Here is a 22,465-nt window from a genome sequence, read left to right on the forward strand (position 1 = left end):
GTTCAGGCCTTGCCACAAGGCGGCCGATACGCGCGCGTATACATCAGGTGGGCATCCATCAGCAGTGCCTCCATGCCCGACAGCACGGCTTCGCGGCTCAGGTAGCCGGCACTGTCGGACGCCTGCTCAATGCGCAGTCGCTCGATGAGGCGGGTCACCTGCACCAATCGATAGTCGCCGAGGCGGCGGCAGGCCTCGGGGCTGGAGTCGGCGCGGACGTCCAGCACGTCGTCGGGGAATTCATCGAGGGTGGGGAAACGGTGCGGAATCATCATGCGCTGGATCGCTCGGGGTGCAGTAGGTGGAATAGGGGCGAAAAAGCTACCCAGTCGGCCTGTAGGGTTTCAAGGCATGACCCCTGTCCGATTTTTCGTGTTGGCAGGTAGGGATATTGTCGCGATGAGCCGCGACCGTACTGGGAAAGTGCACTCCAGAGCCGTCAGCTGAAACTCAGCGCGCCCTGCTTGCAGCAACGCACCAGGGCTTCTTCCAACTTGCGGTCAGGCATGGCGTGCGCGCGCAGGGTGTTCGCGGTCTTCTCCACGTAGTCGCGGGTGCTGCCGTAGTGGCCGCTGGCACTGTCGAACACCTGGCGCAGCACATGGTCCGGCAGCGCGCCGGCGTAGCAGGAAATATTGCGTCGCAGCACGAAGCCCAGGGCCTGCACCTTGGGCCCACGCTCCAGCTGGCAGCTCAGCCACTTCGGCTGGTACGCCGCATCGGGCATTTCCCGCTGCCACAAGGCGAAGAGATGCTCTTCCAGTTGCTCCTCCGGCAGGCGGTAGGCGAAGCCGGCGCAGGAGCCGCCGCGGTCCAGACCCAGCACGAGGCCGGGGGTTTGCGGCGTGCCACGGTGGATCTGCGACCACAGATAGAGCCCACGATGGTAGCCATGCACGCGCGCGCGGCGGGTTTCCACCGTGGGGCATTCCGGACGCCAGATCAGCGAGCCATAGGCGAACAGCCAGACCGGTCCACCGCGATGGCGATTCATGGTGGTTTCGAGGGAGGCGAGTAATTCAGCGCGAGTCAGTTGCACCGGCTGTTCGAGCTGGGGCGGATAAAGCGTGAAAGGCGTTTCGGAATTGCTGCCTGTCATAGAAGTACTGCGGGTGCTGGTGATGTACGAACCCGTCCGGGATTCGCCTCTTCTTGTATCAGGTGTTGGGACGCTGGCGAACAGGCGGTCGTCGAATTCCGCAAAAAATTCCCGTTGGCGCAGCGGGTCATGAGCCGCTGATAAAGGAAAGGCATGATTTGGCGCCGGGTTATTGCGGATGGCGATAACCACCAGCGGCCGTAGGTTTTCCCCCCCGACGCGTGGCAACTGGCGGGGGCGCGCTGAACCGCCTGTGGGCCGGGTTCATTCCGTTCAGTCCAGGCGCTGTAGCTCGCGATATGACGACATCTTTTGTTGCAAGGAACGGCATCACACTGTCATGAAATGCTAAGAAGTTGTCATGAAATGCGAAGCCGTAGGGGGCGGCCGTCCCTAGTCTTTGCCGCCAGTCGGAAGGGGTGGAGAACCTGCACGGTTCGCCCCGACATTCATGGAGCCTTCTATGGTGAAACCGCTATTCGGATTTGCATTGGCTGGAATCGTCCTGCTTGGCAGTGGCTGTGCAAGCAACGTCACCCAGCCTGAGCAGTACTCGGGCTTCCTGGGGGATTACTCGCAGCTCGAGGAAGCGATGTCTGCCAGCGGCAAGCCGGTGCTGCGCTGGACGGCGCCGGATTTCGATCCGCAGCGCTATGGTTCGCTCCTGGTGGAGAAGCCGGTGTTCCATCCCGCCCAGGCACCCAGCGACAAGATGAGCCAGCAGACCCTGGACCAGATTGCCACCTACATGCGCCTCGCGCTGCAGCGCGAGCTGGTGGGCAAGTTGCGTCTGGTGGGGCAGCCCGAGGCGGACACCCTGGTGCTGCGCCCGGCCATCTCCGCGGTGGCGGTCTCGACCGAGCACCTGAAGGCCTACGAGGTCATCCCGATTGCCCTGCTGGCCGCTGCCGCGACCACGGCCGCGGGTACCCGTGACCAGGAAGTGACCCTCTACGCAGAGCTGGAGGCGGTGGACGCCGCCAGCGGCAAGCCCGTTGTCCGGATGGTGCGCAAGGGCCAGGGATTGAGCCTGGAGAACCGCAAGACGCCTCTGATACTGGACGACCTCAAGCCCGTGCTCGATGACTGGGCGCGAGACGCACGCCACTTCAGGCCCTGACAGGCCTCCCCCGATCAACCACCAGGCCGGAACCGGCGAACAGCCGGTTCGCCTTCGCGCGCGCTGAATCGAGCGCTACGGAGCGGCCTGGACGCGAATCCGCATTTTGTTCGACGCCGGGCATCACCCGGCCGGACGCGGATTTCCCCCCCTGCCAATCAGGTGATGACATGCTCAGTGATGGGTTTCTCGATTACTTCGCCCTAGGCGTGCTGTTCTTCGTTGTGATCGTGTTGTTCTACGGGATCATCGTGCTTCACGACATTCCCTACGGGATCGCCAAGCGGCGCAACCACCCGCACCAGGACGCTATCCATGCCGCCGGCTGGGTGAGCCTGTTCACCCTCCACGCACTGTGGCCCTTCCTGTGGATCTGGGCGATGTTGTACCGAACGGATCGTGGCTGGGGCTTTGGAGCCCCCAGGGCGGAGCTGGAGCAACAACTGGCCGAGATGCGCCAGCGCCTCGAACGGCTGGAGGGGGCGAGCGTCTCCCGCCCGGCCTCTGCAGTAGAGGAGGCCTGACATGGACCTGTTGCTGATCCTCACCTACACGGCCATCTGCGTCGCCATCTTCAAGATCTTCCGCATTCCGCTGAACAAGTGGTCGGTGCCCACAGCCGCCCTGGGTGGCGTGGTGCTGATCGGTGCGCTGATCTTCCTGATGAACTACAACCACCCGTACTCCGAAGTGGCGCGAAGCTATTTCGTGTCGACGCCGGTCATTCCGGCGGTCAACGGTCAGGTGGTGGAGGTGCCGGTAAAGACCAACCAGCCGCTGGAGAAGGGGGATGTGCTGTTCCGCATCGACCCGACGCCGTTCGACAACCGGGTGAAGTCGCTCAAGGCCCAGTTGGTATCGGCCCGCGCGGACCAGTCCCGCGCCCGGGAACTGGCCGCGCGCAATGTGGGCAACCGTCGCGACGTGGACCTCACCACCGCGCGGGTGGAAGACTTGCAGGCGCAACTGAACGTCGCTCTGTTCGAGCTGGACAACACCGTGGTGCGTGCCCCCGGCAAAGGTTTCGTCACCCATGTGTCGTTGCGTCCGGGGATGATGGCGACCAAGTTGCCGCTGCGTCCGTCCATGGTCTTCATCCCGGATGAAGGGCATTACTTCGCCGCCTGGATGCGGCAGAACAGCCAACTGCGCCTGAACCCGGGCGACGAGGCGGAAGTGGCCTTCGACGGCATTCCCGGTCGCGTATTCAAGGGCAAGGTCAAGGACGTGATCGCGGTGATCGGCGAAGGTCAGGTGCAGCCCTCCGGCACCTTGCTCAGCTTCAGTGGCTCGCCGCCGCCAGGGCGGGTACCGGTGATCATCGAGATCACCGACCCCGACTACGCGCAGTACGCCACGCTGATGCCCGGTGGCTCCTATGGCCAGGCCGCGCTGTACAGCGAGCATTTCCACCATGTGGCGGTGATGCGCAAGATCCTCCTGCGCATGGCGTCCTGGATGAACTACGTCTTCCCCTTCCATTGATCGGTACGTCCCCGCGCCCGGCTCTTGAGTCGGGCGCGGGTGCTTTGATCCTGCCGGGGTATGCCCCGGTGCAATCTGACGCGGAAGAATGCAGCGGAAACCTAGTCGGAGGCGCCTGTGTCATGCAGCTTTGCTGCGAGGCGTGGGAGGCGGGAGATCGATGAGGAAGAGGGCGGCTCGCTGCCGGGGCAGGAGCCGCGAGGGAATCAGAAGGTGATGTCTGCGTAAGCTGCGTGGAATCCCTTGTAGGCGCTAGCGTGCTAGCGAACGCGGATTGGCAACAGCTAACGCAGACAGGGCCGATCAGAACAGCAAGTAGGCGCTGGCGCTGGTCTGGTCCAGCTCGATGTCGCCGACCTTCAGCACTTCCTGCTCCAGGCGCACGCCGATGTTGCGGAACAGGTCCAGTTCGACCCCGACGCCGTAGGTCAGATCCAGGTCGCTGCTGTCGCCAGTGGTGTCTTCTTCGGCATCCCAGGCATGGACGCCGGCACTGGCGAACAGGCGAAGGCGATCACCGATCGGCACGCCGAAGTGGGCTGCGGCCTGGAGCGAGTGACCGTCGAAGTCGCCGCGGCTGCCTTCGAAACTGCCCAGGTCGACCCAGGCGCCTTCCACGGCCAGGTATGGGTTCAGGCGGTAGCCGACGTAGGCCTTGTAGCTGTTGTCATCGTCGCCGAGGGTGTTGTCGTCGATTTCTACGCGGGTCACACCTCCGCCCACATAGAGTCCTCGGTCATCGGCGAAGGCACCCAGGGAGGTCAGGGCAAGTAGGGTGGCTGCAAATTGCTTGCGGAACTTCATTTTTCTTCCTGCGGGGTTTGTTGAAAGTGAAAGGGACGAGGGGGGATCAGGCCGATCCCTTCGGCTGGAACTCCCTGTCCAGGCGCTCGCGAATCTGCCGCGCCGCGGCATCCATGGCGGGATAGATGTCCTCGACGACGGGCTTGTCGGATTGCTCGACGTTCCTGCCGCTGGCGCGGTCGACGGCTCGGACGAGGGTTTCGCCCGTGCGGCCATCGCTGACCTCGCTCTGGAAGAACACGTAGAGGGTTTCGTCGCGCACACCGGTGGCGTGCAGGGAGAGCCCGACCAGGAAGCCGATCGGGATGTACTCCATGACGCTCGGATCACGCGGTGTGCGCTTGAGATCGGTAATCGAGACGCGGAGCGACAGCGCTCCCGGGGTGGGGTTGTCCACCAGGCGGTAGCCGGCGCTGGAAAGTTGCCGTTCGAGTTGGTTGCGGAAGTGGAGAATCAGTTTGTTGGTATCCGCATCGGACTCGCTGAATGTCGAGTCGCTATTGGCGAGAGAAAGAGGAGTTGGTAAATCGATGAATATCGCCTTGTCGTGGTTACTTGATAGTGGTGCAGGGTATTTCTTCCAGGCGATGGTTTTTTCGTCCCGTTCGATGACCTGCAGCGGGATATTGGCTTGTTGTCCGGAAGATCCGGATGTGTCGATGCTGGGAGCCATCGAACAGCCGGACAAGAGTATCGAAAGTGAAAGGATGGAAAGTTCTTTGAGATGCATGGGGATTCCTGTTGAAGTCACGTCGACCTGCCCATCCATGGCTCTGGGAAGTGGCTGCCAGGAAAAGGCATCGATTGCGGCGGTCTGGCCTGCCATCAGGCGTCAAGCCTTGAAATGCGACGCGCGTAGCGCCTTGCTGCGCGCTCTCTGGCGCATCCGCACTCTGGGGCACGGGCGACGAAAACAAGAATCAAAAATCGTTATTTATGCCGTGAGGTGCACAGCGCAAAGTCGATGTGCGAGAGAATCCGCGTCCTCTCCCACGGGTGATGCAATCAATAAGCTCAGCAAATTTTCATGAAAAGCCAATTCAAGTTCTTACTGAAAAGTGGCGGCGAAGCAGTGTTCGATGCCGCAAATAATCAGTTGCATATAACCCCGAGTTCGGGCGAGCCGCGTGCGGTGACGCTCTCTTATTCGGAGTCGCGCCTATTGCAACTTCTGCTGGATAACCCGGGGGAAACCCGGAGTCGCAATGAAATAATGGAATACGCCTGGGACAATCGAGTCGTTGCGGCCGGAAGTCTGAACCAGGCGATATTCACCTTGCGCAATCTGATCGATGACGGCACCGATCATGAGTTGCTGCAGACGGTGCCGCGGCGCGGCTATCGGTTCAATGCACAGTACCTGATGGCCGAATCCACGCCGGCGCTGACGATACCCGTTGCTGATACTGCCGTCGGGAGTGCCGGAGCGGTGGACCCGCCTGCGCCCGATGCCGCGCCTGGCACGCGGGAACCTTGGCTGGCCGGACTGCTCCGCTCGCCGAAACTGCTGCTACCCGCCTATGCACTGATGGTTGGCCTGCTCGCCCTGGTGGCCTTGCAGCGCCTCGGCGTCTTCGATGGCGCGGCCTCGGATCAGGTGATCGAAGAGGTGGTGGCAGGGCCACTGACCTACCACTTCATTGGCGACAGCGCCGAAGAGAACGCCCGAACCCGCGAGGCTTTCAAGGTGGCCGTGAACACCCGCGATGAGGGAATCGCCGGGCATATCTGGATCAATCGCTCGAACCGACTCTACGACCTCGGTTGCGTGCGTGCCGATGGCGCGACGGAGAACCTGATCTTTCTCGAGGACAACCCGGTGGCCAACCTGCAACTGGAGATGGTCCGCCGCTGCATGAGGGGCTGGCCATGATGCTGCGCCGCTACAAGCACGCCTTCATTCTCGGCGGCCTGGCTCTGCTGGCCATTGCCGGCCTGGTACTCGACCGCCCGGCCTATACCCGCGGCGTTTCCTACCACGGTGCCAGCGCCATCGTGCTCAACGACGGTACGCGGATCAGCCTGGAAGAGCGGCTCATCATGGGTGACGTGATGAGCTTCGCTGCCATGGAGCGGGTCGCCGGGGAGGTGAGCTACGCGTCCCTAGTGGCGGACGTCGTTCATTTCGGCCCCCGCAGCCTCGATGTCCGCCTGCAGAAGGCGCAGACCAGTCGCGCCAAGCCCATGGCGCGGATGAGCGAAATCCCCGATGTGCTGTTAGGTCGTCAGTACGGCCTGGCGATAGGGGCGACGCTGCGCCTGGAGTTCCTGCCGGTCGCCGATGACAAGGTGATTTGCTACTACGCGCGGGAGATCGACAACGTCCGTTGCCTGAACCGATGACGACCAGGCCGGCGGCCCTCTCCGCCGGCATCAGGCGGACTCCCGCAGGTGGATTTCGCTCCGTTGCGTGAGCCTTCCATCCAGCGTCCGGGTTTCCACGCTCAGGACGACCGTTGGCCGCTCCGTGCGGATGACCTTGATGCGGGTGAGGGTGTCCGGCGTGCGCTGGATGACCAGGCTTTCCCCGACATTGCGACACAGAACCAGCATGATGAACGCTCCAGTGAAGTGGTCTCGCCGCCGATTCTCATCGCCACCGTACGCCTGATGCGAATCAATAGTGCTCATTGCCGGCGAAGCTTCCGACGCCACGCAGAAGGCGCCAGAGGTGGGCTTTTGCTCGTCCGGGGCGCGGGAGGTCAGGCGCTGGAGCCTGCTGACAGAAAATGAGGATTGGTAATTTTCATTTCCGCTTCTTCTTCCCAAGAATCCGGCCGTCCCGAGGTCGATGACCCGAGGGAGGCTGCGGCCTTCCGGGAACAGCCGGGGCCAGTCTTGCTACGAGAAGAGGCGTTGAATGAAGTTTGTACCTGTCATCCGGCTGATGTGCTGGACCGCGTGCTCGGTCCTTGTCGCCCTGTCCTTCGGGGTCATGCGCAGTTCCGTCATCGGTGGGCTATTGATGCTCTGCGGTGCGGTCTGGTTGTGCCCCGCGTCCTGGCGAGCGATCGAGAGCCTTTCCGGACGAAAGGGCAGCGGCGTCGCCGTGGCCATCCTGGCCGTGCCGCTGTTTCTGCTTGGCATGCACATCGCCACCACCGCGCGGGATCTGGGCAAGGCCTCCGCGCCCTTGCGCTACTTCTCCGGTGGGCAGGACCTGTCCCGTCAGGATGCCGCCAACCGTCCCGACGTCGACCCGGGTGCGCTGAACTTCTTCCGTCACATCATGGAGCAGGACTACCTGGTGGCCCTGGCTGGCGGGAAGTCGGCACTGAACAAGCTGTCGATGGTCAATCCGGTGGAGCGCATGCCCAGTTCGAAACTGGCGCGTTTCTATGAAGGGGACGAGGCGGTCGCTGACCCCTTCTTCAAGGGCCGCAAACTCATCGTGACGGGCGAGATTCTGGCGGTGCGGGTCGACTACGCCGATGACGTGATCCTGGAGCTTCCGGGCGCCAGCGATATGTTCAACGTGCAGGCCGAACTCCATAGCGACCCGAGCAAGTACGCCAAGCCGGTAGTCGAGGGGAATTACGCGGAACTGTACTGCACCGTGTACGGCAAGGGCACTGAGGACAGCGCCAGCAACCTCTATCTGGAAGATTGCACCGAAGTCGACTTCACCCTCGACGCCGAGGCCTATGCCGACAACCTGACCGAAGCGCTGAGCGGCTGGCTGAACAGTGGTGGCAGGCATATTTTCCCCAACGACAATGCGGCCACCTATTTCCTGGTTTCCTATCTGGCGGGCACTCAGTTGCCGCCAGACAATCCCTGCCTGCGTAAAGACGCCCCGCTGGAGGATTGCGTGAGCTCGCTGGACAAGCTGCAAGCCGGCGCGCTGTTCGAGAAGGCGCGTGGCGACCTGCGCCGCTGGCAGGAGTGGCTCGGGCTGCCAATGCCGGAAGGCAACGGCCAGTTGAGCAGCCGCTGATGAGACCTTCCTTCCAGGCCCTGGCGCTCTGTTGCCTGCTCGGGCTGGCTGCAACCGGGCCGGTGCAGGCCGCGGATGTGCATCTGCGCAGCCATTGGCTTCAACCGATCGACGACGAAGACAGCCTGGTCGGTGTGCTGAGCCGCGACGAAGCGGGGGACGCAGTGGCTGCCGAACTTTACCTGGAGGCCTATAGCGACGGGATTCCCGTCGGTGAGGAGGTGCATCGCTTCGCACTACCGGAAACCGTGCGGCTGTTCGCCATCCCACTGGAAGAGGACGTCGACTGCTATCGGGTCGTGGGCATCGTTGGCCTGGACGCCGAGGGTGACCCCCTCAGCGCCGACGATGATTCGCCGCCTGCCGAGGGTGAATGCCACGCCCCCGGCCTGTTGCCGGTCGAAGCCTTGCGGCCGAGCTGAACCCACAGGCCGGCCATTGCGATCTGGCCAATTGCGGGCGCTGCGTGTCGGGGCAAGGGCTATGCTTTGAGGCTTGGCGGTCAGACGGGCCTTCCCGCAGCCGGAGGGCCGCGTTTGGCCGCTTCGAGCGGGGGCGCTGCTCACCGGGGGAAATGACCTGGAGCAAGAGCGGCACCGACCGCCAACGATACGATTTCAGCGCAGTAGCGACCTCAGGGAGAGCGTGTTGTGTTGCTGAAGCAGATGGTTTGTTGCCTGGCTGTTGCCGCTGCAGCAGTCGGGGTAGATCGGGGAGGCGCAGTGCCATGAGCGGGGCGCCTTCCATTGACGTTCACTCATCGGGCCTGAGCATCGCCGGGGACTGGACCCTCGCCCACTTTGGCGAGTTGCGCGGCCGGGTAGCCGCCCTGCGCGACACGCTGCTGCCCGGACAATCGGTGAACCTCGACGGACTCGGCAGCCTGGACACCGCCGGTGCTGCCCTGCTGGTGGAGTTGCTCGGCAACGCGCGCATGGCGGACCTGGATCGCCTGGCCCCGCACCTGCCCAGCGAGCGTCGAGCCTTGTTGCAGGCCGTGGCTGCGGCCATGGCCGGGGACGGTGAGGTGTCTCCGCCCCCGAGACAGTCGGCCCTGGTGGAGTTGCTCGGACGCATTGGTGCTGCGATGCAGGGGCTCTGGGAGCAGACCCTGGCGTTGCTCGGCTTCATCGGCCTGACGCTCTCCGCCATGTTTGCCATCCTCCTGCGGCCGCGCCGCTGGCGGGTTACCTCGCTGGTGGCACACCTGGAGCAGAGCGGTCTGGATGCGGTGCCCATCGTCGCGCTGCTGACGTTCCTGGTCGGCGCAGTTGTAGCCTTCCTCGGTGCGACCATCCTTTCGGACTTCGGTGCCACCATTTATACGGTCAACCTGGTGGCCTTTTCCTTCCTGCGTGAGTTCGGCGTGTTGCTCACCGCCATTCTCATGGCTGGCCGCACGGCCAGCGCCTTCACGGCGCAGATCGGTTCGATGAAGGCCAACGAGGAGATCGATGCCATCCGCACCCTGGGCCTGAGCCCGGTGGAACTGCTGGTTCTGCCACGGGTGTTCGCCCTGCTGATCGCGCTGCCACTGCTGACTTTCATTGCCATGCTCAGCGGCATGGTCGGCGGTGCGGTGGTCTGCGCCCTGGCTCTGGATATCTCGCCTTCGATGTATCTGTCGCTGCTGCAGGAGAATATCGAGCTGCGGCATTTCCTGGTGGGCATGGGCAAGGCGCCGTTGTTCGCATTCCTGATTGCGGTGATCGGTTGCCTGGAGGGCTTCAAGGTCACGGGCAGCGCCCAGTCGGTGGGTGAGCGCACCACGTCCAGCGTGGTGCAGTCGATTTTCGTGGTCATTGTGTTGGACGCGGTGGCTGCGCTGTTCCTGATGGAGATGGGCTGGTGACGGGAGAATCCATCATCGAGGTGCGCGGCCTGCGCAACCAGTTCGGCGCCCAGGTGGTGCATGAGGACCTCAATCTGGACCTGCTGCGCGGCGAGATACTTGGCGTCGTGGGCGGTTCGGGCACGGGCAAGTCGGTGTTGTTGCGCTGCATCCTCGGCTTGCGTCGGGCCAACGTCGGCACGGTGCGGGTGTTCGGCGAAGAATTGCTGGCGTTGCCGGCCGAGCGCCGCTCGCAGCTGGAGCGCCGCTTCGGGGTGCTCTACCAGCGCGGGGCGCTGTTTTCGTCGTTGACGGTGGTCGAGAACATCGCCCTGCCGCTGATCGAACACGCCCGTCTCGACAGGGCGGACGCCGAGGCCCTGGCCAGGGTCAAACTGGCACTGGTGGGGCTGCCGGCCGATGCCGGTGGCAAATATCCCACCGAGCTGTCGGGTGGCATGGTCAAGCGCGCTGCCCTGGCGCGCGCCCTGGCGCTGGACCCGGACATTCTGTTTCTCGACGAACCCACGGCGGGGCTCGATCCGATCGGTGCGGCGGCCTTCGACCAACTGATCCGAACCCTGCGCGATGCCTTGGGGCTCAGCGTGTTCCTGGTCACCCATGACCTGGACAGCCTCTACAGCCTGTGCGACCGGGTCGCGGTACTGGCGCAGAAACAGGTGCTGGTGGCCGACCGCCTGGAAGTAGTCGCCGCCAATGAGGACCCCTGGGTCCGCGAATATTTCCACGGACCGCGCGGGCGTGCGGCCGAGCAGGCGGCAATGCGCGCGCCGGGGAGTCCATGAATGGAAACACGAGCCCATCACGTTCTGATCGGTCTGTTCACCGTGCTGGTCGTCGGCGCGGCAATGCTCTTCGCCCTCTGGCTGAACAGGGCCGGCTCCGAAAGCCAGTTGCAGGAGTACGAGGTGATCTTCACCGAAGCGGTCAGCGGCCTGTCCCAGGGCAGTGCGGTGCAGTACAGCGGCATCAAGGTCGGTGACGTGGCGCAGTTGCGCCTGGATCCGAAGGACCCGCGCAAGGTGATGGCGCGCATCCGTATCGTTGGCGCCACGCCGATCAAGGAGAACACGCGGGCGCGGCTGTCCATCACCGGCGTCACCGGCACCGCGGTGATCCAGCTGCACGGTGGTACGCCGTCCAGCCCGCTGCTCAAGGGCAAGGGTGGCAAGTTGCCGGTGATCATCGCCGATCCATCGCCCATCGCCCGGTTGATGGCAGGCGGGGAAGACGTGATGCTCAGCGTCACCCGATTGCTGGAGCAGGCCAATAAGCTGTTCTCCAGCAAGAACGTCGAGCACGTGTCCCAGACACTGGCCCATCTCGAACAGACCACCGCCAGCATCGCTGAGCAGCGGGATGAGCTGCGCCGGACCCTGGAGCAGGTGAATACCGCTACGAGCGAAGCCAGTACGCTATTGCGCACCGCCAATAACCTGCTGGATGGCGATGGTCGGCAGGCCTTCGCCAGCGCAGAGCGGCTGCTGGCCTCCCTGGAACGCAGCAGCCGCAGTATCGAGCTACTGCTGGATGGCAACCGCCAATCCCTCGATGGCGGCATGAAGAGCATTGGCGAACTGGGCCCGGCCATCGGCCAGTTGCGCGACACCCTGGAATCGCTGCGCAACTTCTCCCGGCGCCTCGAAGAAGACCCGAGCGGCTATTTGCTGCGCAGCGACAGCATCAAGGAGTTCCGACCATGAAGCCTCTGTTTCCCCTGGCGCTCCTGTTGCTGCTGGGTGCGTGTTCCATCTTGCCCAAGGGTGAGGAACTGGTGGTCTACCAGTTGCCTGCCAGCAGCGCCGCGCCCATGAACGGGCGGACGGTGGATTGGGCCTTGCAGGTCAACAAACCCCTGGCCAGCCCGCTGCTGGACAGCACGCGCATCGCTGTATTGCCGGAAGGCGACCGCATCAGTGCCTATCAGGGCGTGCGCTGGGAGGACCGTGGCACGCTGTTGCTGCGTGATCGCCTGATCGATGCCTTTCGCAGTGACGGTCGCATTGGTGCGGTGAGCAGCGACGATAGCCGGTTGGACACCGACCTGGTGCTGGCGGGCGATCTGCGTGCCTTCCAGGGGGAGTACCGGGCGGGGAGGGTAGAGGTGCATATCCTGCTGGAAGCGCGCCTGGTGCAAAGCGGCAACCGGCGCATGCTCGCCAGCCAACGCTTCGAAGTGCGTGAGACGGCCAGCGACAAGGCACCGGCTCAGGTGGTGGCGGCCTTCGGCCAGGCCGCCGACCGGCTTGCGGCCCAGGTTCTGGACTGGACGCTGGCCCAGGGCACACGGAGGCCCGCGCTCAGCGCGAGGGACTGAGGTCGATCAGCGGGCCGCTACGCAATGTGGCGGACGGCACATCGTTGGTGAACTTCACCTGATCGACCTGCGCACGGCAGTCGTGCGCCAGCAGCAACCTCCGAGACATTCCCAATGGGGCGATCAGGCAAAAGCACGGTTTTTTGACTCATAAAATCGCTGAACTTGCAAGATTTGGCCGGGGTCCTCCGGGCGGTGGCAAACACCGGATTAACGGAAGATATCTCCCTTGAAGGCTCTAGAACGGGCTTTCTGTCGTGGTGTGCGAGGCCTCTATGTGGGCAAGGAGGCCCACGAATTGCCACGCATTCTCTTCTTTGTAAGAAGTTATTTCACTGAAAATTAATTATAAAACAATTAGTTAATGTGATTTTTTGCTGAAAAGTGACCAGGATGACGGTCGCTTGACAGTGTTTTTGGCCGAATCTTTAGTCAGGTATGTAAGAAATTGTTTCGTAATGCGGACAGCTGCATCGTGAGGGCGCTGCAGCCTTAGCCGGGAAACAATAAAAGCTAGGGAGAACGTCATGAGCCTTGCATCGCGCGACCTGTTCCAGTGGGCGATCTCGCCCATTTCCTTGCACCTTTCCGAATACCACGGTCCGCCGGGTCGATGACCCCGGCGCCGGCACCCGATTGCCGGCACCGTCAGGGATAGAACCTCCTGCTGAAGAGCATGATTCGCGCTGCCACCAGCGTCGCTTCGAGGTAGGCGTCATCTAATCCCCCAAATCCCGAATCAAGTCGAAAGCGTGGAGCCCTGTCCTTGCTGCCATGGCGCACGCCCCTACGCAGTCGGAATTGAGGAATCAGCAAATGGCCAATTTCAACCTCGCAGACCTGGATTTCATCCTCCAGCAGATTCTTATCTCTGAAGCTCACGCCAATGGGGAGGAGCTCCGTGATCTTCTGCCCAACGTGCAGGTGCCTTTCGGTCTGCGCACCATCGATGGCTCGTTCAACAACCTGTTCTCAGGGCAAACCGAGTTTGGCGCTGCAGATAACGTCTTCCCGCGCTTGCTGGATCCTGTGTTCCAGCCCGCAGAGTTGGGAACCTCCTACGCGCAGACAACCGGGACCGTGATCGACTCCCAGCCGCGCACCATAAGCAACCTGATCGTCGACCAGACCGCGAACAACCCGGCGGCGGTCGCCGCTGCTGCACAGACCCCCGGTTCGGCCACGGTGGCCAGCCCCGGTCTGGATGGTCTGTTCGGTACCGCCGATGACGTACAGACGCAGTTCATCCCGAATATCTCCCCGGATGAAGGGCTGTCCGCGCCGTTCAACGCCTGGATGACCTTCTTCGGGCAGTTCTTCGACCACGGCCTGGATCTGGTCACCAAGGGCGGCAATGACATCGTTTTCATTCCGCTGCAGCCGGACGACCCGCTCTTCGTAACGGGCAGCCCGACCAACTTCATGGTCATGACCCGCGCCACCATGTTGCCGGGTGCAGATGGGATCCTGGGTACTGCCGACGATATCCATGAGCAACAGAACACCACGTCGCCCTTCGTCGACCAGAACCAGACCTACAGCTCGCATCCGTCGCACCAGGTGTTCCTGCGTGCCTACGAGATCGGTGCCGATGGGCAGCCGCATGCCACCGGCAAGCTGATCACCAACCGCGCCCTCGGGGCGGACGGCGAGTTCGGCACCGCCGACGACGTGGAAATCGGCGGCATGGCGACCTGGGCGGTGGTCAAGGCCCAGGCCCGTGACATCCTCGGCATCGACCTGACCGACGCGAACGTGTTCGATGTGCCGCTGCTGGCCACCGATGCCTACGGCAATTTCATCAAGGGGCCGAACGGGTTCCCGCAAGTGGTAATGAAAGGCGCGGATGGATTGGCTGGCACCGCTGACGATGTCCTGGTGGAAGGCAACCCGCTGGCCCCCATCAACCTGGCCAACGCGGTCGGCACCGGTCACCAGTTCCTCATCGACATTGCCCACAGCGCCGATCCGAGCGGCGGCCTGACGGCGGACGCCGACGGCATCGTCAATGTCGGTACCACGCCCGCAGCCGGGACCTACGACAATGAGCTGCTGGACGCCCACTACATCGCCGGTGATGGCCGGGTCAACGAGAACATCGGCCTGACCACCGTGCACCACGTGTTCCACTCCGAGCACAACCGGCTGGTGGAGCAGACCAAGGACATCCTGCTGGCCTCCGGCAACCTGGCCGAGCTGACGCCCTGGCTGATGCCGGGTACGGCCCCTGTCGCGTTCCCAACCACCCAGGCACAGATCGATGCCTTGCAATGGAACGGCGAGCGGTTGTTCCAGGCCGCCAAGTTCGGCACCGAGATGCAATACCAGCACCTGGTGTTCGAAGAGTTCGCTCGCACCATCCAGCCCCAGGTGGACGGGTTCCTCGCGCCGACTGGCTATGACACCACCATCGATCCGTCGATCGTCGCCGAGTTCGCCCATACGGTTTACCGCTTCGGCCACTCGATGCTGACCGAAACCATCGACCGCCTGGACCCGAGCTTCAACCCGGTCACCGCCGACCCGTTGCACCCCACTGCCGACCAGCAGATCGGCCTGATCGCGGCCTTCCTCAACCCCCTGGCCTTCGCCGCCAGTGGACCGAGCGCCGAAGAGGCCGCAGGGGCCATCGTGCGTGGCGTGACCCGTACCGTGGGCAACGAGATCGATGAGTTCGTCACCGAGGCGCTGCGCAACAACCTGGTGGGCCTGCCGCTGGACCTGGCGGCGATCAACATCGCCCGTGGCCGCGACACCGGTATCCCCTCGCTGAATGCCGCGCGTCGCGAGTTCTTCCGCATGACTGGCGACGAGCAGCTGAATCCCTATTCCAGCTGGGTGGACTTCCTCGACCATCTCAAGCACCCGGAATCGTTGATCAACTTCATCGCCGCCTATGGCACCCACTCCAGCATCACCGGTGCCAGCACCCTGGCGGCCAAGCGTACCGCTGCAACTCTGCTGGTGCTGGGCGGCGCTGGTGAGCCGGCTGATCGCCTGGACTTCCTGCACAGCACCGGGACTTGGGCGAGCGGACCGGATGGTGTCACCACGACCGGCCTGGATCTGGTGGACTTCTGGATCGGCGGCCTGGCCGAAGAGAAGATGCCGTTTGGCGGCATGCTCGGCTCGACCTTCAACTTTGTCTTCGAGACGCAGCTGGAGGCGCTGCAGGACGGTGACCGCTTCTACTACCTGTCGCGTACCGCGGGGATGCACTTTGGCACAGAGCTGGAGAACAACTCCTTTGCCAAGCTGGTGATGCTCAACACCGACGTCACTCACCTGTCCAATGCGATCTTCTCTACCCCGACCTGGACCCTGGAAGTCAACCAGGCTATCCAGCACACGGGGTTGGGCGTTGGTGGCCGTGATGACCCCACCGGCGGCATCCTCATCAACGGCGTGGAAGTCACTCCGCTGGTGATCCGTGACGACCCCAACACCGCGGCCGTGGAAACCAACTACTTGCGCTACACCGGTCCGGACCACGTCGTGCTCGGCGGTACGGCTGGCGATGACACCATCATTTCCAGCGAGGGCGACGACACCCTCTACGGTGATGGCGGCAATGACGTGCTCGAAGGTGGCTATGGCAACGACACGGTCATGGGCGGGGCCGGCGACGACATCATCACGGACGCCGGCGGCGACAACCGCATGGAAGGTGGTGACGGCAATGACGTGATCCATGTTGGCAGCATGATGGCCGGAGGCGTTGGCAATCTGATCCTCGGTGGCAGCGGCAAGGACTTCATCGTCACCATCGAGGACCTGTCCACCACCTTCGGTGGCCAGGGCGACGACTTCATCTACAGCGCCAAGACCAGCCTGCCGCCCACCGGCAACGAGGGCGACGACTGGATCGAGTGGGGCACCCAGGACGGCGCGCCCGGCGACAATTTCGCCCCCCTGCTGGCTGACAACGTGATCGGCCACGACGTCTTCATCGGCGGTGGCGGCTTCGACGAGATGATCGGGGAGGGCGGCGACGACATCTTCGTGGGCAGCGATGCCCAGGACAAGATGGATGGCATGTCCGGCTATGACTGGGTCACCTACAAGAACGACAACATCGGTGTCACCGTTGACCTGGCCCTGGCGGCCTTCCTCGGCATCGGTGAGGTGGGCGACCACATTGCCTTCCCCGTGGCGCAGTCGCCGGCCTCCATCTTCGACCGTTTCGCCGAAGTGGAAGGCCTGTCCGGTTCTGACTTCGCCGACATCCTGCGCGGCGACGACGTGGACCCGACCACCATCATCAACCATGGTGGCGCCACCGGCGGTGCGCTGACCAACCTGGACCTGATCACCGGCCTGCGGGCCTTCCTCGGCGATCAGGCCTCGGTGGGTGCGGACGCCATTCTCGGTACCGGGGATGACTTGGTCGACACCTTCGTCGGCGGCAACATCATCCTCGGCGGCGGTGGCAGCGACATCATCGAGGGCCGCGGCGGTAACGACCTGATCGATGGCGACCTGTGGCTGAACGTGCGCATCAGCGTGCGCCAGAATCTCGATGGCACGGGCCCCGAGATCGCCACGTTCGACAGCATGGTGGATCTGATTCCGCTGATGCTGAACCGCACCTACAACCCCGGCCAACTGGTGGCGGTGCGTGAACTGCTCAATGGCGGTGCGGACTTCGATACCGCCAACTACCGGGGCCTGGCCGCCGAGTACACGGTGGTGGCCAACGCTGATGGCTCCTTCACCGTGACCGATTCGGTGGCAGGGCGTGATGGCATCGACCGACTGACCAACATCGAGCGCATCCGGTTCTCCGATGACACCCAGGTGCTGGTGCCGGGACTCAATGCAGAGCCGACGGGCTCCCTGACCATCACCGATACCAATGGTGGATCGCTGCAGGTCGGTGACTTCCTCAGCGTGTCCGCGGCCGGCGTCAACGACGCTGACAACCCCGGCGGCGGCATCACTGACGTCACCTACGTCTGGCAGGTGGAACGCAATCCCGGCACCGGTGTGTTCGAGGACATCATCGCCGCTCCTGCGGGCGACCTGGCCTTCCAGAGTGCCAACGGCATCCGTTTCCGCATCACTCCGGACCTGGCCGGTCTGGTAATCCGGGTGAAAGGCGTTTACGCCGATGCTAATGGGGTGACCGAGCAGGTGTTTTCCGCGCCCACCGTTGCGGTCGACCCCTTCACTCCGCCACCGCCCACCACAGCGGTCGATCCGGGGCCGGCGATCACCGCCAGCGGACCGGGCGTGCAACTGGTCCGGGCTGACCTGGACTTCATCCTCAACCAGATCCGCATTGCTGAAGCTCACGCCAATGGTGCCGACCTGCTGTCCCTGGTGCCCAACGTGCGCGCGTCGGCCGGCCTGCGTACCGTAACCGGTGAGTTCAACAACCTGCTGAACTTCTCCGGCATCGACCAGAGCCAGTTCGGCGCCGCTGACAATGCGTTCCCGCGCCTGCTGCCGGCAGAGTTCACTGATGAGCAGGACGAGGCTGCCTTCAACGGCATCACCAACACCAACTACAACTCTTCCACCAACGTGGTGGACAGCGACCCGCGCACCATCTCCAACCTGATCGTCGACCAGACCAACAACAACCCGGCGGCGGTAGCCGCTGCGGCAGGTACCGATGGCTCCACACTGGTGACCAGCCCCGGCCTGGATGGCTTGTTCGGCACCGCTGATGACCAGCAGGTGAACTTCGTCCCCAACGTCAGCCCGGATGCCGGCCTGACCGCGCCGTTCAACGCCTGGATGACCTTCTTCGGTCAGTTCTTCGACCACGGCCTGGACCTGGTAACCAAAGGCGGTAGCGGGGCCGTGTTCATCCCGCTGCAGCCGGACGACCCGCGCTTCGTCCCCGGCAGCCCGACCAACTTCATGGTCCTCACTCGCGCCACTCAGGTAGGTGGCGTACCCGGGCAGAACGAGAACACCACCTCGCCCTTCGTCGACCAGAACCAGACCTACAGCTCGCATCCGTCGCACCAGGTGTTCCTGCGTGAATATGTCTCCACGCCGAACGGACCCAAGGCCACCGGTGATCTGATCACCAACCGCAACCTGGGCGCCGACGGCGAGTTCGGCACTGCCGATGACGTGGAGATCGGCGGCATGGCCACCTGGGCGGTGGTCAAGGCACAAGCTCGCGACGTCCTCGGGATCAACCTGACGGACGCCAATGTGTTCGATGTGCCGCTGCTGGCCACTGATGACTATGGCAACTTCATCCAGGGGCCGAACGGCTTCCCGATGGTGGTTTTCGTTGGCCCGGATGGGCTGCCGGGTACCCCTGATGACGTGCTGCTGGAAGGCAATCCGGCCGCCAACGGCGGCCTGGGGATCAGCCTGGCCGGTGCTGTCGGTACCGGGCACCAGTTCCTCATCGACATCGCCCACGCCGCCGACCCGTCGGCAGCACCAGGGCTGGTCCGCGACAACGACGGTGTGATCAACAGCCAGGCAGGTGTTCCCCAGCCGGCCGGCACCTACGACGGTGACCTGCTGGATGCGCACTACATGGCCGGTGACGGCCGGGTCAACGAGAACATCGGCCTGACCGCCGTGCACGCGATCTTCCACTCCGAGCACAACCGCCTGGTGGAACAGACCAAGAGCACGGTGCTGGCGAGCAATGACGTGGCCTTCATCAACGAGTGGCTGCTGACCCCGGTCGCTACCTTCCCGACCACTCCGGCCGAGATAGCCGCACTGCAGTGGAACGGCGAGCGGCTGTTCCAGACCGCCAAGTTCGGCACCGAGATGCAGTACCAGCACCTGGTGTTCGAAGAGTTCGCGCGGACCATCCAGCCCAACGTCGACCTGTTCTTCGCGCCGACGCAGGTCTATGACGTCAACCTCGATCCCTCGATCGTTGCCGAGTTCGCCCACACGGTTTACCGCTTCGGTCACTCGATGCTGACCGAGACGGTCGACCGCTTCGACGCCAACTTCAACCCGGTCACCGTCGATCCGCTGCACCCGACCAACGACCAGCAACTGGGCCTGATCGCCGCCTTCCTCAACCCCCTGGCCTATGCGGCCAGCGGGCTGACCCCGGAGGACGCCACCAGCGCCATCGTCCGTGGTGTGACCCGAACCGTGGGTAACGAGATCGACGAGTTCGTCACCGAGGCCCTGCGTAACAACCTGGTGGGCCTGCCACTCGACCTCGCCGCACTGAACATCGCCCGGGGCCGGGAAACGGGTGTGGCATCGCTCAACCATGCCCGTGCGCAGTTCTATGAAGCCACCGGCGACGCCAACCTGAAGCCCTACGTCAGTTGGGCGGACATGGTGATGCACCTGAAGCATCCGGAGTCGCTGATCAACTTCATCGCGGCTTACGGCACCCACCTGGATATCACCGGGGCTACCACCCTGGCCGACAAGCGTGCCGCCGCGACCGCGATTGTCCTGGGTGGCGCTACCGCCCCGGCCGACCGGCTGGACTTCCTCAATGGCACGGGTACCTGGACCGGCGTGGAAACCGGCCTGAACCTGGTGGACTTCTGGATCGGTGGCCTGGCCGAGAAGATCATGCCGTTCGGCGGCATGCTGGGCTCGACCTTCAACTTCGTGTTCGAGAACCAGCTGGAGAAACTCCAGGACGGTGACCGCTTCTACTACCTGGAGCGCACCGCCGGCCTGAACTTCAACGCCGAGCTGGAAGGCAACTCGTTCGCCAAGCTGATCATGGCCAACACCCACGCGACGCACCTGCCGGCCATCGTCTTCCTCACTCCGGGCTTCACCCTGGAGGTCAACCCGCTGCTGCAGCACACCGGCCTCAACGATGCAGGGCTCGATGGCATCCAGGGCACGCTGGACGATGTGGTGGGGGCCGACGGCATCGCCGGCAACTCCGACCCGCTGGGTGACAACCCGCTGCTGCCTCTGGTGGTTCGCGACAACCCGGCAACGCCGGGTGCCGATACCAACTACCTGCTGTACCGCGGACCCGACCATGTGGTGCTGGGCGGTAGCGCCGGCAACGACATCCTGCGCTCCAGCGAGGGTGACGACACCCTCTATGGCGACGGCGGCAACGACCGTCTCGATGGCGGCTACGGCAATGACTTCATCAATGGTGGCGACGGCGACGACATCATCACGGACGTGGGTGGCGACGACAACATCAAGGGTGACAACGGCAACGATGTGATCCAGGGCGGCAATGGCGTCAACCTGATCCTCGGTGGTTTCGGCAACGACTTCATCATCACCGGTGAAGACGCCAGTGAAGCCTTCGGTGGACAGGGCAACGACTTCATCCTGGGCTCCAAGGCCAACGAGCAGGACATGGGTAACGAAGGGGACGACTGGCTGGAAGCCGGTACCTCGGACGGCGCCCCTGGCGACAACTTCGATCCGGCCGGCAACGACCCCATCGCCGGCAACGACGTCTACGTCGGCAGAGGCGAGGGCGACAAGTTCAACGCCGAGGGCGGCGACGACATCATGGTCGGCAGCGCCGGCCTGGGCGATCGTTACATCGGTGCTTCCGGCTACGACTGGGCGACCTTCAAGAACGACTCGCGCGGCGTCACGATCGACATCAGCGACCGCTTCTTCGATCAGCCGCAACAACCGGGATCGGGCGCTTCCGTGCTGGCTCGCTTCGACTTCGTCGAAGGCCTGTCAGGCTCCGCCTTCGGTGATGTGATCAGCGGCGACGACTCCGATGCCACTACGCTGCCGACCGCTGGCGCCAAGGGCAGCGTGCTGGCCAACATCGCGCTGATCTCGGGCCTGCAGGAGTTCCTCGGCGCCGGGGTCACCTTCTTCGACGGCGGCAACATCATCCTCGGCGGCAGCGGCAGTGACATCCTCATGGGGCGCGGCGGCGATGACCTGATCGATGGCGACAAGTGGCTGAACGTGCGCATCAGCGTACGTCAGAACCTCGACGGCTCAGGCCCGGAAATCGCCAGCTTCAACAGCATGGCCGAGATGGTGCCGCTGATGGTCAACGGCACTTACAACCCGGGGCAGCTGGTGATCGTGCGGGAGATCCTGCAGGGCGATGCGGCGCTGGATACCGCGGCCTATCGGGGCCTTTCGTCAGAGTACGACTTCGTCACCAACCAGGACGGCTCTATGACGGTGACCGACCTGGTGGCTGGTCGCGATGGCGTTGACCGCCTTACCGGCATCGAGCGGCTGCAGTTCACCGACGGGATCATCGATCTGTCGGGCACCGATGCCCTTCCGGTGGGCGCCGTGAGTATCAGCGACGGTACGCCTGAGGTTGGCTCGTTGCTGACCGCATCCCTGGCCGGTGTCACCGATGCCGACAATGCCGGTGGCACCATCACCGGTCCGGTGTCCTACTACTGGCAGGTGGAAACCGTCGCGGGCTCGGGCATCTTCGAAGACATCGTCTTCATTGCCGCCGGTGAGGCATCCCGCGCCACCGGCCGGACGTTCCGCGTCACCGAGGATCTGGCCGGCCTGGCCCTGCGGGTGATGGCCATCTACAAGGACGCCAACGGCGTGCTGGAGACTGTCCTGTCGAATGTGACGGATACGGTAGCCACCACCCAGATTAACGATGCAGCGACCGGCGCACCGGCGATCAGCGACACCACACCGCTGCAGGGCCAGGTGCTGACGGCCACGCGGGGCACGATTGCTGACCCGGATGGCACCACCACCTCGGTGTTCAGCTTCCAGTGGCAGTCCTCCGCCAACGGAACGACCTGGACCAACATTGGCGGTGCGACCACGGCGAACTTCACCCCGGGCGCGGCGCAGGTTGGGTTGATGCTGCGGGTGGTGGCGAGCTTCACGGATGACTTCGGCACGACGGAAACCCGGACCTCGGAGGCGACGTCGGTGGTGGGGCTGCTGTTCAATGGCAC

17 protein-coding genes are annotated in these 22,465 nt (G+C 63.7%); 12 read left to right on the top strand and 5 right to left on the bottom strand.

Going from position 1 to position 22,465, the window contains the following annotated elements; genetic code table 11:
- Positions 1-2: 2 nt before the first annotated feature.
- Positions 3-275 carry a hypothetical protein gene (locus FFS60_RS24000; protein WP_137823377.1) on the bottom strand — a complete coding sequence of 91 codons (273 nt, stop codon included), beginning with the start codon at positions 273-275 and terminating at the stop codon, positions 3-5.
- Between the two features lie 164 nt (positions 276-439).
- Positions 440-1,099, bottom strand: coding sequence for a gamma-glutamylcyclotransferase (locus tag FFS60_RS24005; RefSeq protein ID WP_028626472.1), 660 nt, complete (start codon positions 1,097-1,099; stop codon positions 440-442).
- A 463-nt stretch (positions 1,100-1,562) separates the two neighbouring features.
- On the opposite strand from FFS60_RS24005, the gene FFS60_RS24010 reads away from it, so the two are divergent.
- The 3 genes from FFS60_RS24010 (at position 1,563) to FFS60_RS24020 (ending at position 3,704) form a co-directional block, all read left to right on the top strand.
- Positions 1,563-2,219 carry a DUF3313 domain-containing protein gene (locus tag FFS60_RS24010; RefSeq protein WP_036996703.1) on the top strand — a complete coding sequence of 219 codons (657 nt, stop codon included), beginning with the start codon at positions 1,563-1,565 and terminating at the stop codon, positions 2,217-2,219.
- Positions 2,220-2,389: 170 nt separating this feature from the next.
- Complete coding sequence (locus FFS60_RS24015; protein WP_137823378.1) at positions 2,390-2,743, top strand: DUF3302 domain-containing protein; 354 nt, start codon at positions 2,390-2,392, stop codon at positions 2,741-2,743.
- A gap of 1 nt (position 2,744) precedes the next feature.
- Positions 2,745-3,704, top strand: a complete 960-nt coding sequence (locus FFS60_RS24020; protein WP_137823379.1) for an HlyD family secretion protein — start codon at positions 2,745-2,747, stop codon at positions 3,702-3,704.
- Between the two features lie 303 nt (positions 3,705-4,007).
- Here FFS60_RS24020 and FFS60_RS24025 read toward each other — a convergent pair whose 3' ends face one another.
- Both FFS60_RS24025 and FFS60_RS24030 read right to left on the bottom strand, forming a co-directional pair.
- Entirely contained in the window at positions 4,008-4,508 is a 501-nt protein-coding gene (locus tag FFS60_RS24025) for a porin family protein (RefSeq protein ID WP_028626475.1), read from the bottom strand.
- 46 nt (positions 4,509-4,554) lie between these two features.
- On the bottom strand, positions 4,555-5,238 hold the full coding sequence (locus FFS60_RS24030; RefSeq protein ID WP_137823380.1) for a DUF3313 domain-containing protein: 684 nt from the start codon (positions 5,236-5,238) through the stop codon (positions 4,555-4,557).
- 297 nt (positions 5,239-5,535) lie between these two features.
- On the opposite strand from FFS60_RS24030, the gene FFS60_RS24035 reads away from it, so the two are divergent.
- Together FFS60_RS24035 and FFS60_RS24040 are read left to right on the top strand one after the other, a co-directional pair.
- Positions 5,536-6,381: a winged helix-turn-helix domain-containing protein gene (locus FFS60_RS24035; RefSeq protein ID WP_081667867.1), complete on the top strand. Its 846-nt coding sequence runs from the start codon at positions 5,536-5,538 to the stop codon at positions 6,379-6,381.
- Positions 6,378-6,851 (top strand): hypothetical protein, encoded by a 474-nt coding sequence (locus FFS60_RS24040; RefSeq protein ID WP_028626477.1) that lies wholly within the window; start codon positions 6,378-6,380, stop codon positions 6,849-6,851. Before FFS60_RS24035 ends, FFS60_RS24040 begins: the two co-directional genes overlap by 4 nt.
- A 30-nt stretch (positions 6,852-6,881) precedes the next feature.
- On the opposite strand, the gene FFS60_RS24045 is transcribed toward FFS60_RS24040, so the two are convergent.
- On the bottom strand, positions 6,882-7,061 hold the full coding sequence (locus FFS60_RS24045; RefSeq protein WP_137823381.1) for a hypothetical protein: 180 nt from the start codon (positions 7,059-7,061) through the stop codon (positions 6,882-6,884).
- Positions 7,062-7,368: 307 nt separating this feature from the next.
- Between FFS60_RS24045 and FFS60_RS24050 the strand changes: the two genes are divergently transcribed.
- The 7 genes from FFS60_RS24050 to FFS60_RS24080 form a co-directional block, all read left to right on the top strand.
- Positions 7,369-8,445, top strand: coding sequence for a hypothetical protein (locus tag FFS60_RS24050; protein ID WP_137823382.1), 1,077 nt, complete (start codon positions 7,369-7,371; stop codon positions 8,443-8,445).
- Complete coding sequence (locus FFS60_RS24055; RefSeq protein WP_028626480.1) at positions 8,445-8,867, top strand: hypothetical protein; 423 nt, start codon at positions 8,445-8,447, stop codon at positions 8,865-8,867. Before FFS60_RS24050 ends, FFS60_RS24055 begins: the two co-directional genes overlap by 1 nt.
- Before the next feature lie 305 nt (positions 8,868-9,172).
- On the top strand, positions 9,173-10,297 hold the full coding sequence (locus FFS60_RS24060; protein WP_137823383.1) for an ABC transporter permease: 1,125 nt from the start codon (positions 9,173-9,175) through the stop codon (positions 10,295-10,297).
- Positions 10,294-11,082, top strand: coding sequence for an ABC transporter ATP-binding protein (locus FFS60_RS24065; RefSeq protein WP_028626482.1), 789 nt, complete (start codon positions 10,294-10,296; stop codon positions 11,080-11,082). Before FFS60_RS24060 ends, FFS60_RS24065 begins: the two co-directional genes overlap by 4 nt.
- Positions 11,083-12,000, top strand: a complete 918-nt coding sequence (locus FFS60_RS24070) for an MlaD family protein (protein WP_137823384.1) — start codon at positions 11,083-11,085, stop codon at positions 11,998-12,000. It begins immediately after the preceding gene.
- Positions 11,997-12,614, top strand: coding sequence for an ABC-type transport auxiliary lipoprotein family protein (locus FFS60_RS24075; RefSeq protein ID WP_137823385.1), 618 nt, complete (start codon positions 11,997-11,999; stop codon positions 12,612-12,614). Before FFS60_RS24070 ends, FFS60_RS24075 begins: the two co-directional genes overlap by 4 nt.
- Positions 12,615-13,430: 816 nt before the next feature.
- Positions 13,431-22,465: peroxidase family protein (locus tag FFS60_RS24080; RefSeq protein ID WP_137823386.1), on the top strand; the 9,035-nt coding region annotated here is incomplete at its 3' end.

The sequence above is a fragment of the Pseudomonas sp. D(2018) genome, assembly GCF_005502555.1.
Classification (GTDB): domain Bacteria; phylum Pseudomonadota; class Gammaproteobacteria; order Pseudomonadales; family Pseudomonadaceae; genus Metapseudomonas; species Metapseudomonas resinovorans.

Bases quoted from the DNA above. Each gene is read 5' to 3' on its own strand.
- FFS60_RS24000 (WP_137823377.1), bottom strand. From the start codon at position 275: ATGATGATTCCGCACCGTTTCCCCACCCTCGATGAATTCCCCGACGAC.
- FFS60_RS24005 (WP_028626472.1), bottom strand. From the start codon at position 1,099: ATGACAGGCAGCAATTCCGAAACGCCTTTCACGCTTTATCCGCCCCAG.
- FFS60_RS24010 (WP_036996703.1), top strand. From the start codon at position 1,563: ATGGTGAAACCGCTATTCGGATTTGCATTGGCTGGAATCGTCCTGCTT.
- FFS60_RS24015 (WP_137823378.1), top strand. From the start codon at position 2,390: ATGCTCAGTGATGGGTTTCTCGATTACTTCGCCCTAGGCGTGCTGTTC.
- FFS60_RS24020 (WP_137823379.1), top strand. From the start codon at position 2,745: ATGGACCTGTTGCTGATCCTCACCTACACGGCCATCTGCGTCGCCATC.
- FFS60_RS24025 (WP_028626475.1), bottom strand. From the start codon at position 4,508: ATGAAGTTCCGCAAGCAATTTGCAGCCACCCTACTTGCCCTGACCTCC.
- FFS60_RS24030 (WP_137823380.1), bottom strand. From the start codon at position 5,238: ATGCATCTCAAAGAACTTTCCATCCTTTCACTTTCGATACTCTTGTCC.
- FFS60_RS24035 (WP_081667867.1), top strand. From the start codon at position 5,536: ATGAAAAGCCAATTCAAGTTCTTACTGAAAAGTGGCGGCGAAGCAGTG.
- FFS60_RS24040 (WP_028626477.1), top strand. From the start codon at position 6,378: ATGATGCTGCGCCGCTACAAGCACGCCTTCATTCTCGGCGGCCTGGCT.
- FFS60_RS24045 (WP_137823381.1), bottom strand. From the start codon at position 7,061: ATGCTGGTTCTGTGTCGCAATGTCGGGGAAAGCCTGGTCATCCAGCGC.
- FFS60_RS24050 (WP_137823382.1), top strand. From the start codon at position 7,369: ATGAAGTTTGTACCTGTCATCCGGCTGATGTGCTGGACCGCGTGCTCG.
- FFS60_RS24055 (WP_028626480.1), top strand. From the start codon at position 8,445: ATGAGACCTTCCTTCCAGGCCCTGGCGCTCTGTTGCCTGCTCGGGCTG.
- FFS60_RS24060 (WP_137823383.1), top strand. From the start codon at position 9,173: ATGAGCGGGGCGCCTTCCATTGACGTTCACTCATCGGGCCTGAGCATC.
- FFS60_RS24070 (WP_137823384.1), top strand. From the start codon at position 11,083: ATGGAAACACGAGCCCATCACGTTCTGATCGGTCTGTTCACCGTGCTG.
- FFS60_RS24075 (WP_137823385.1), top strand. From the start codon at position 11,997: ATGAAGCCTCTGTTTCCCCTGGCGCTCCTGTTGCTGCTGGGTGCGTGT.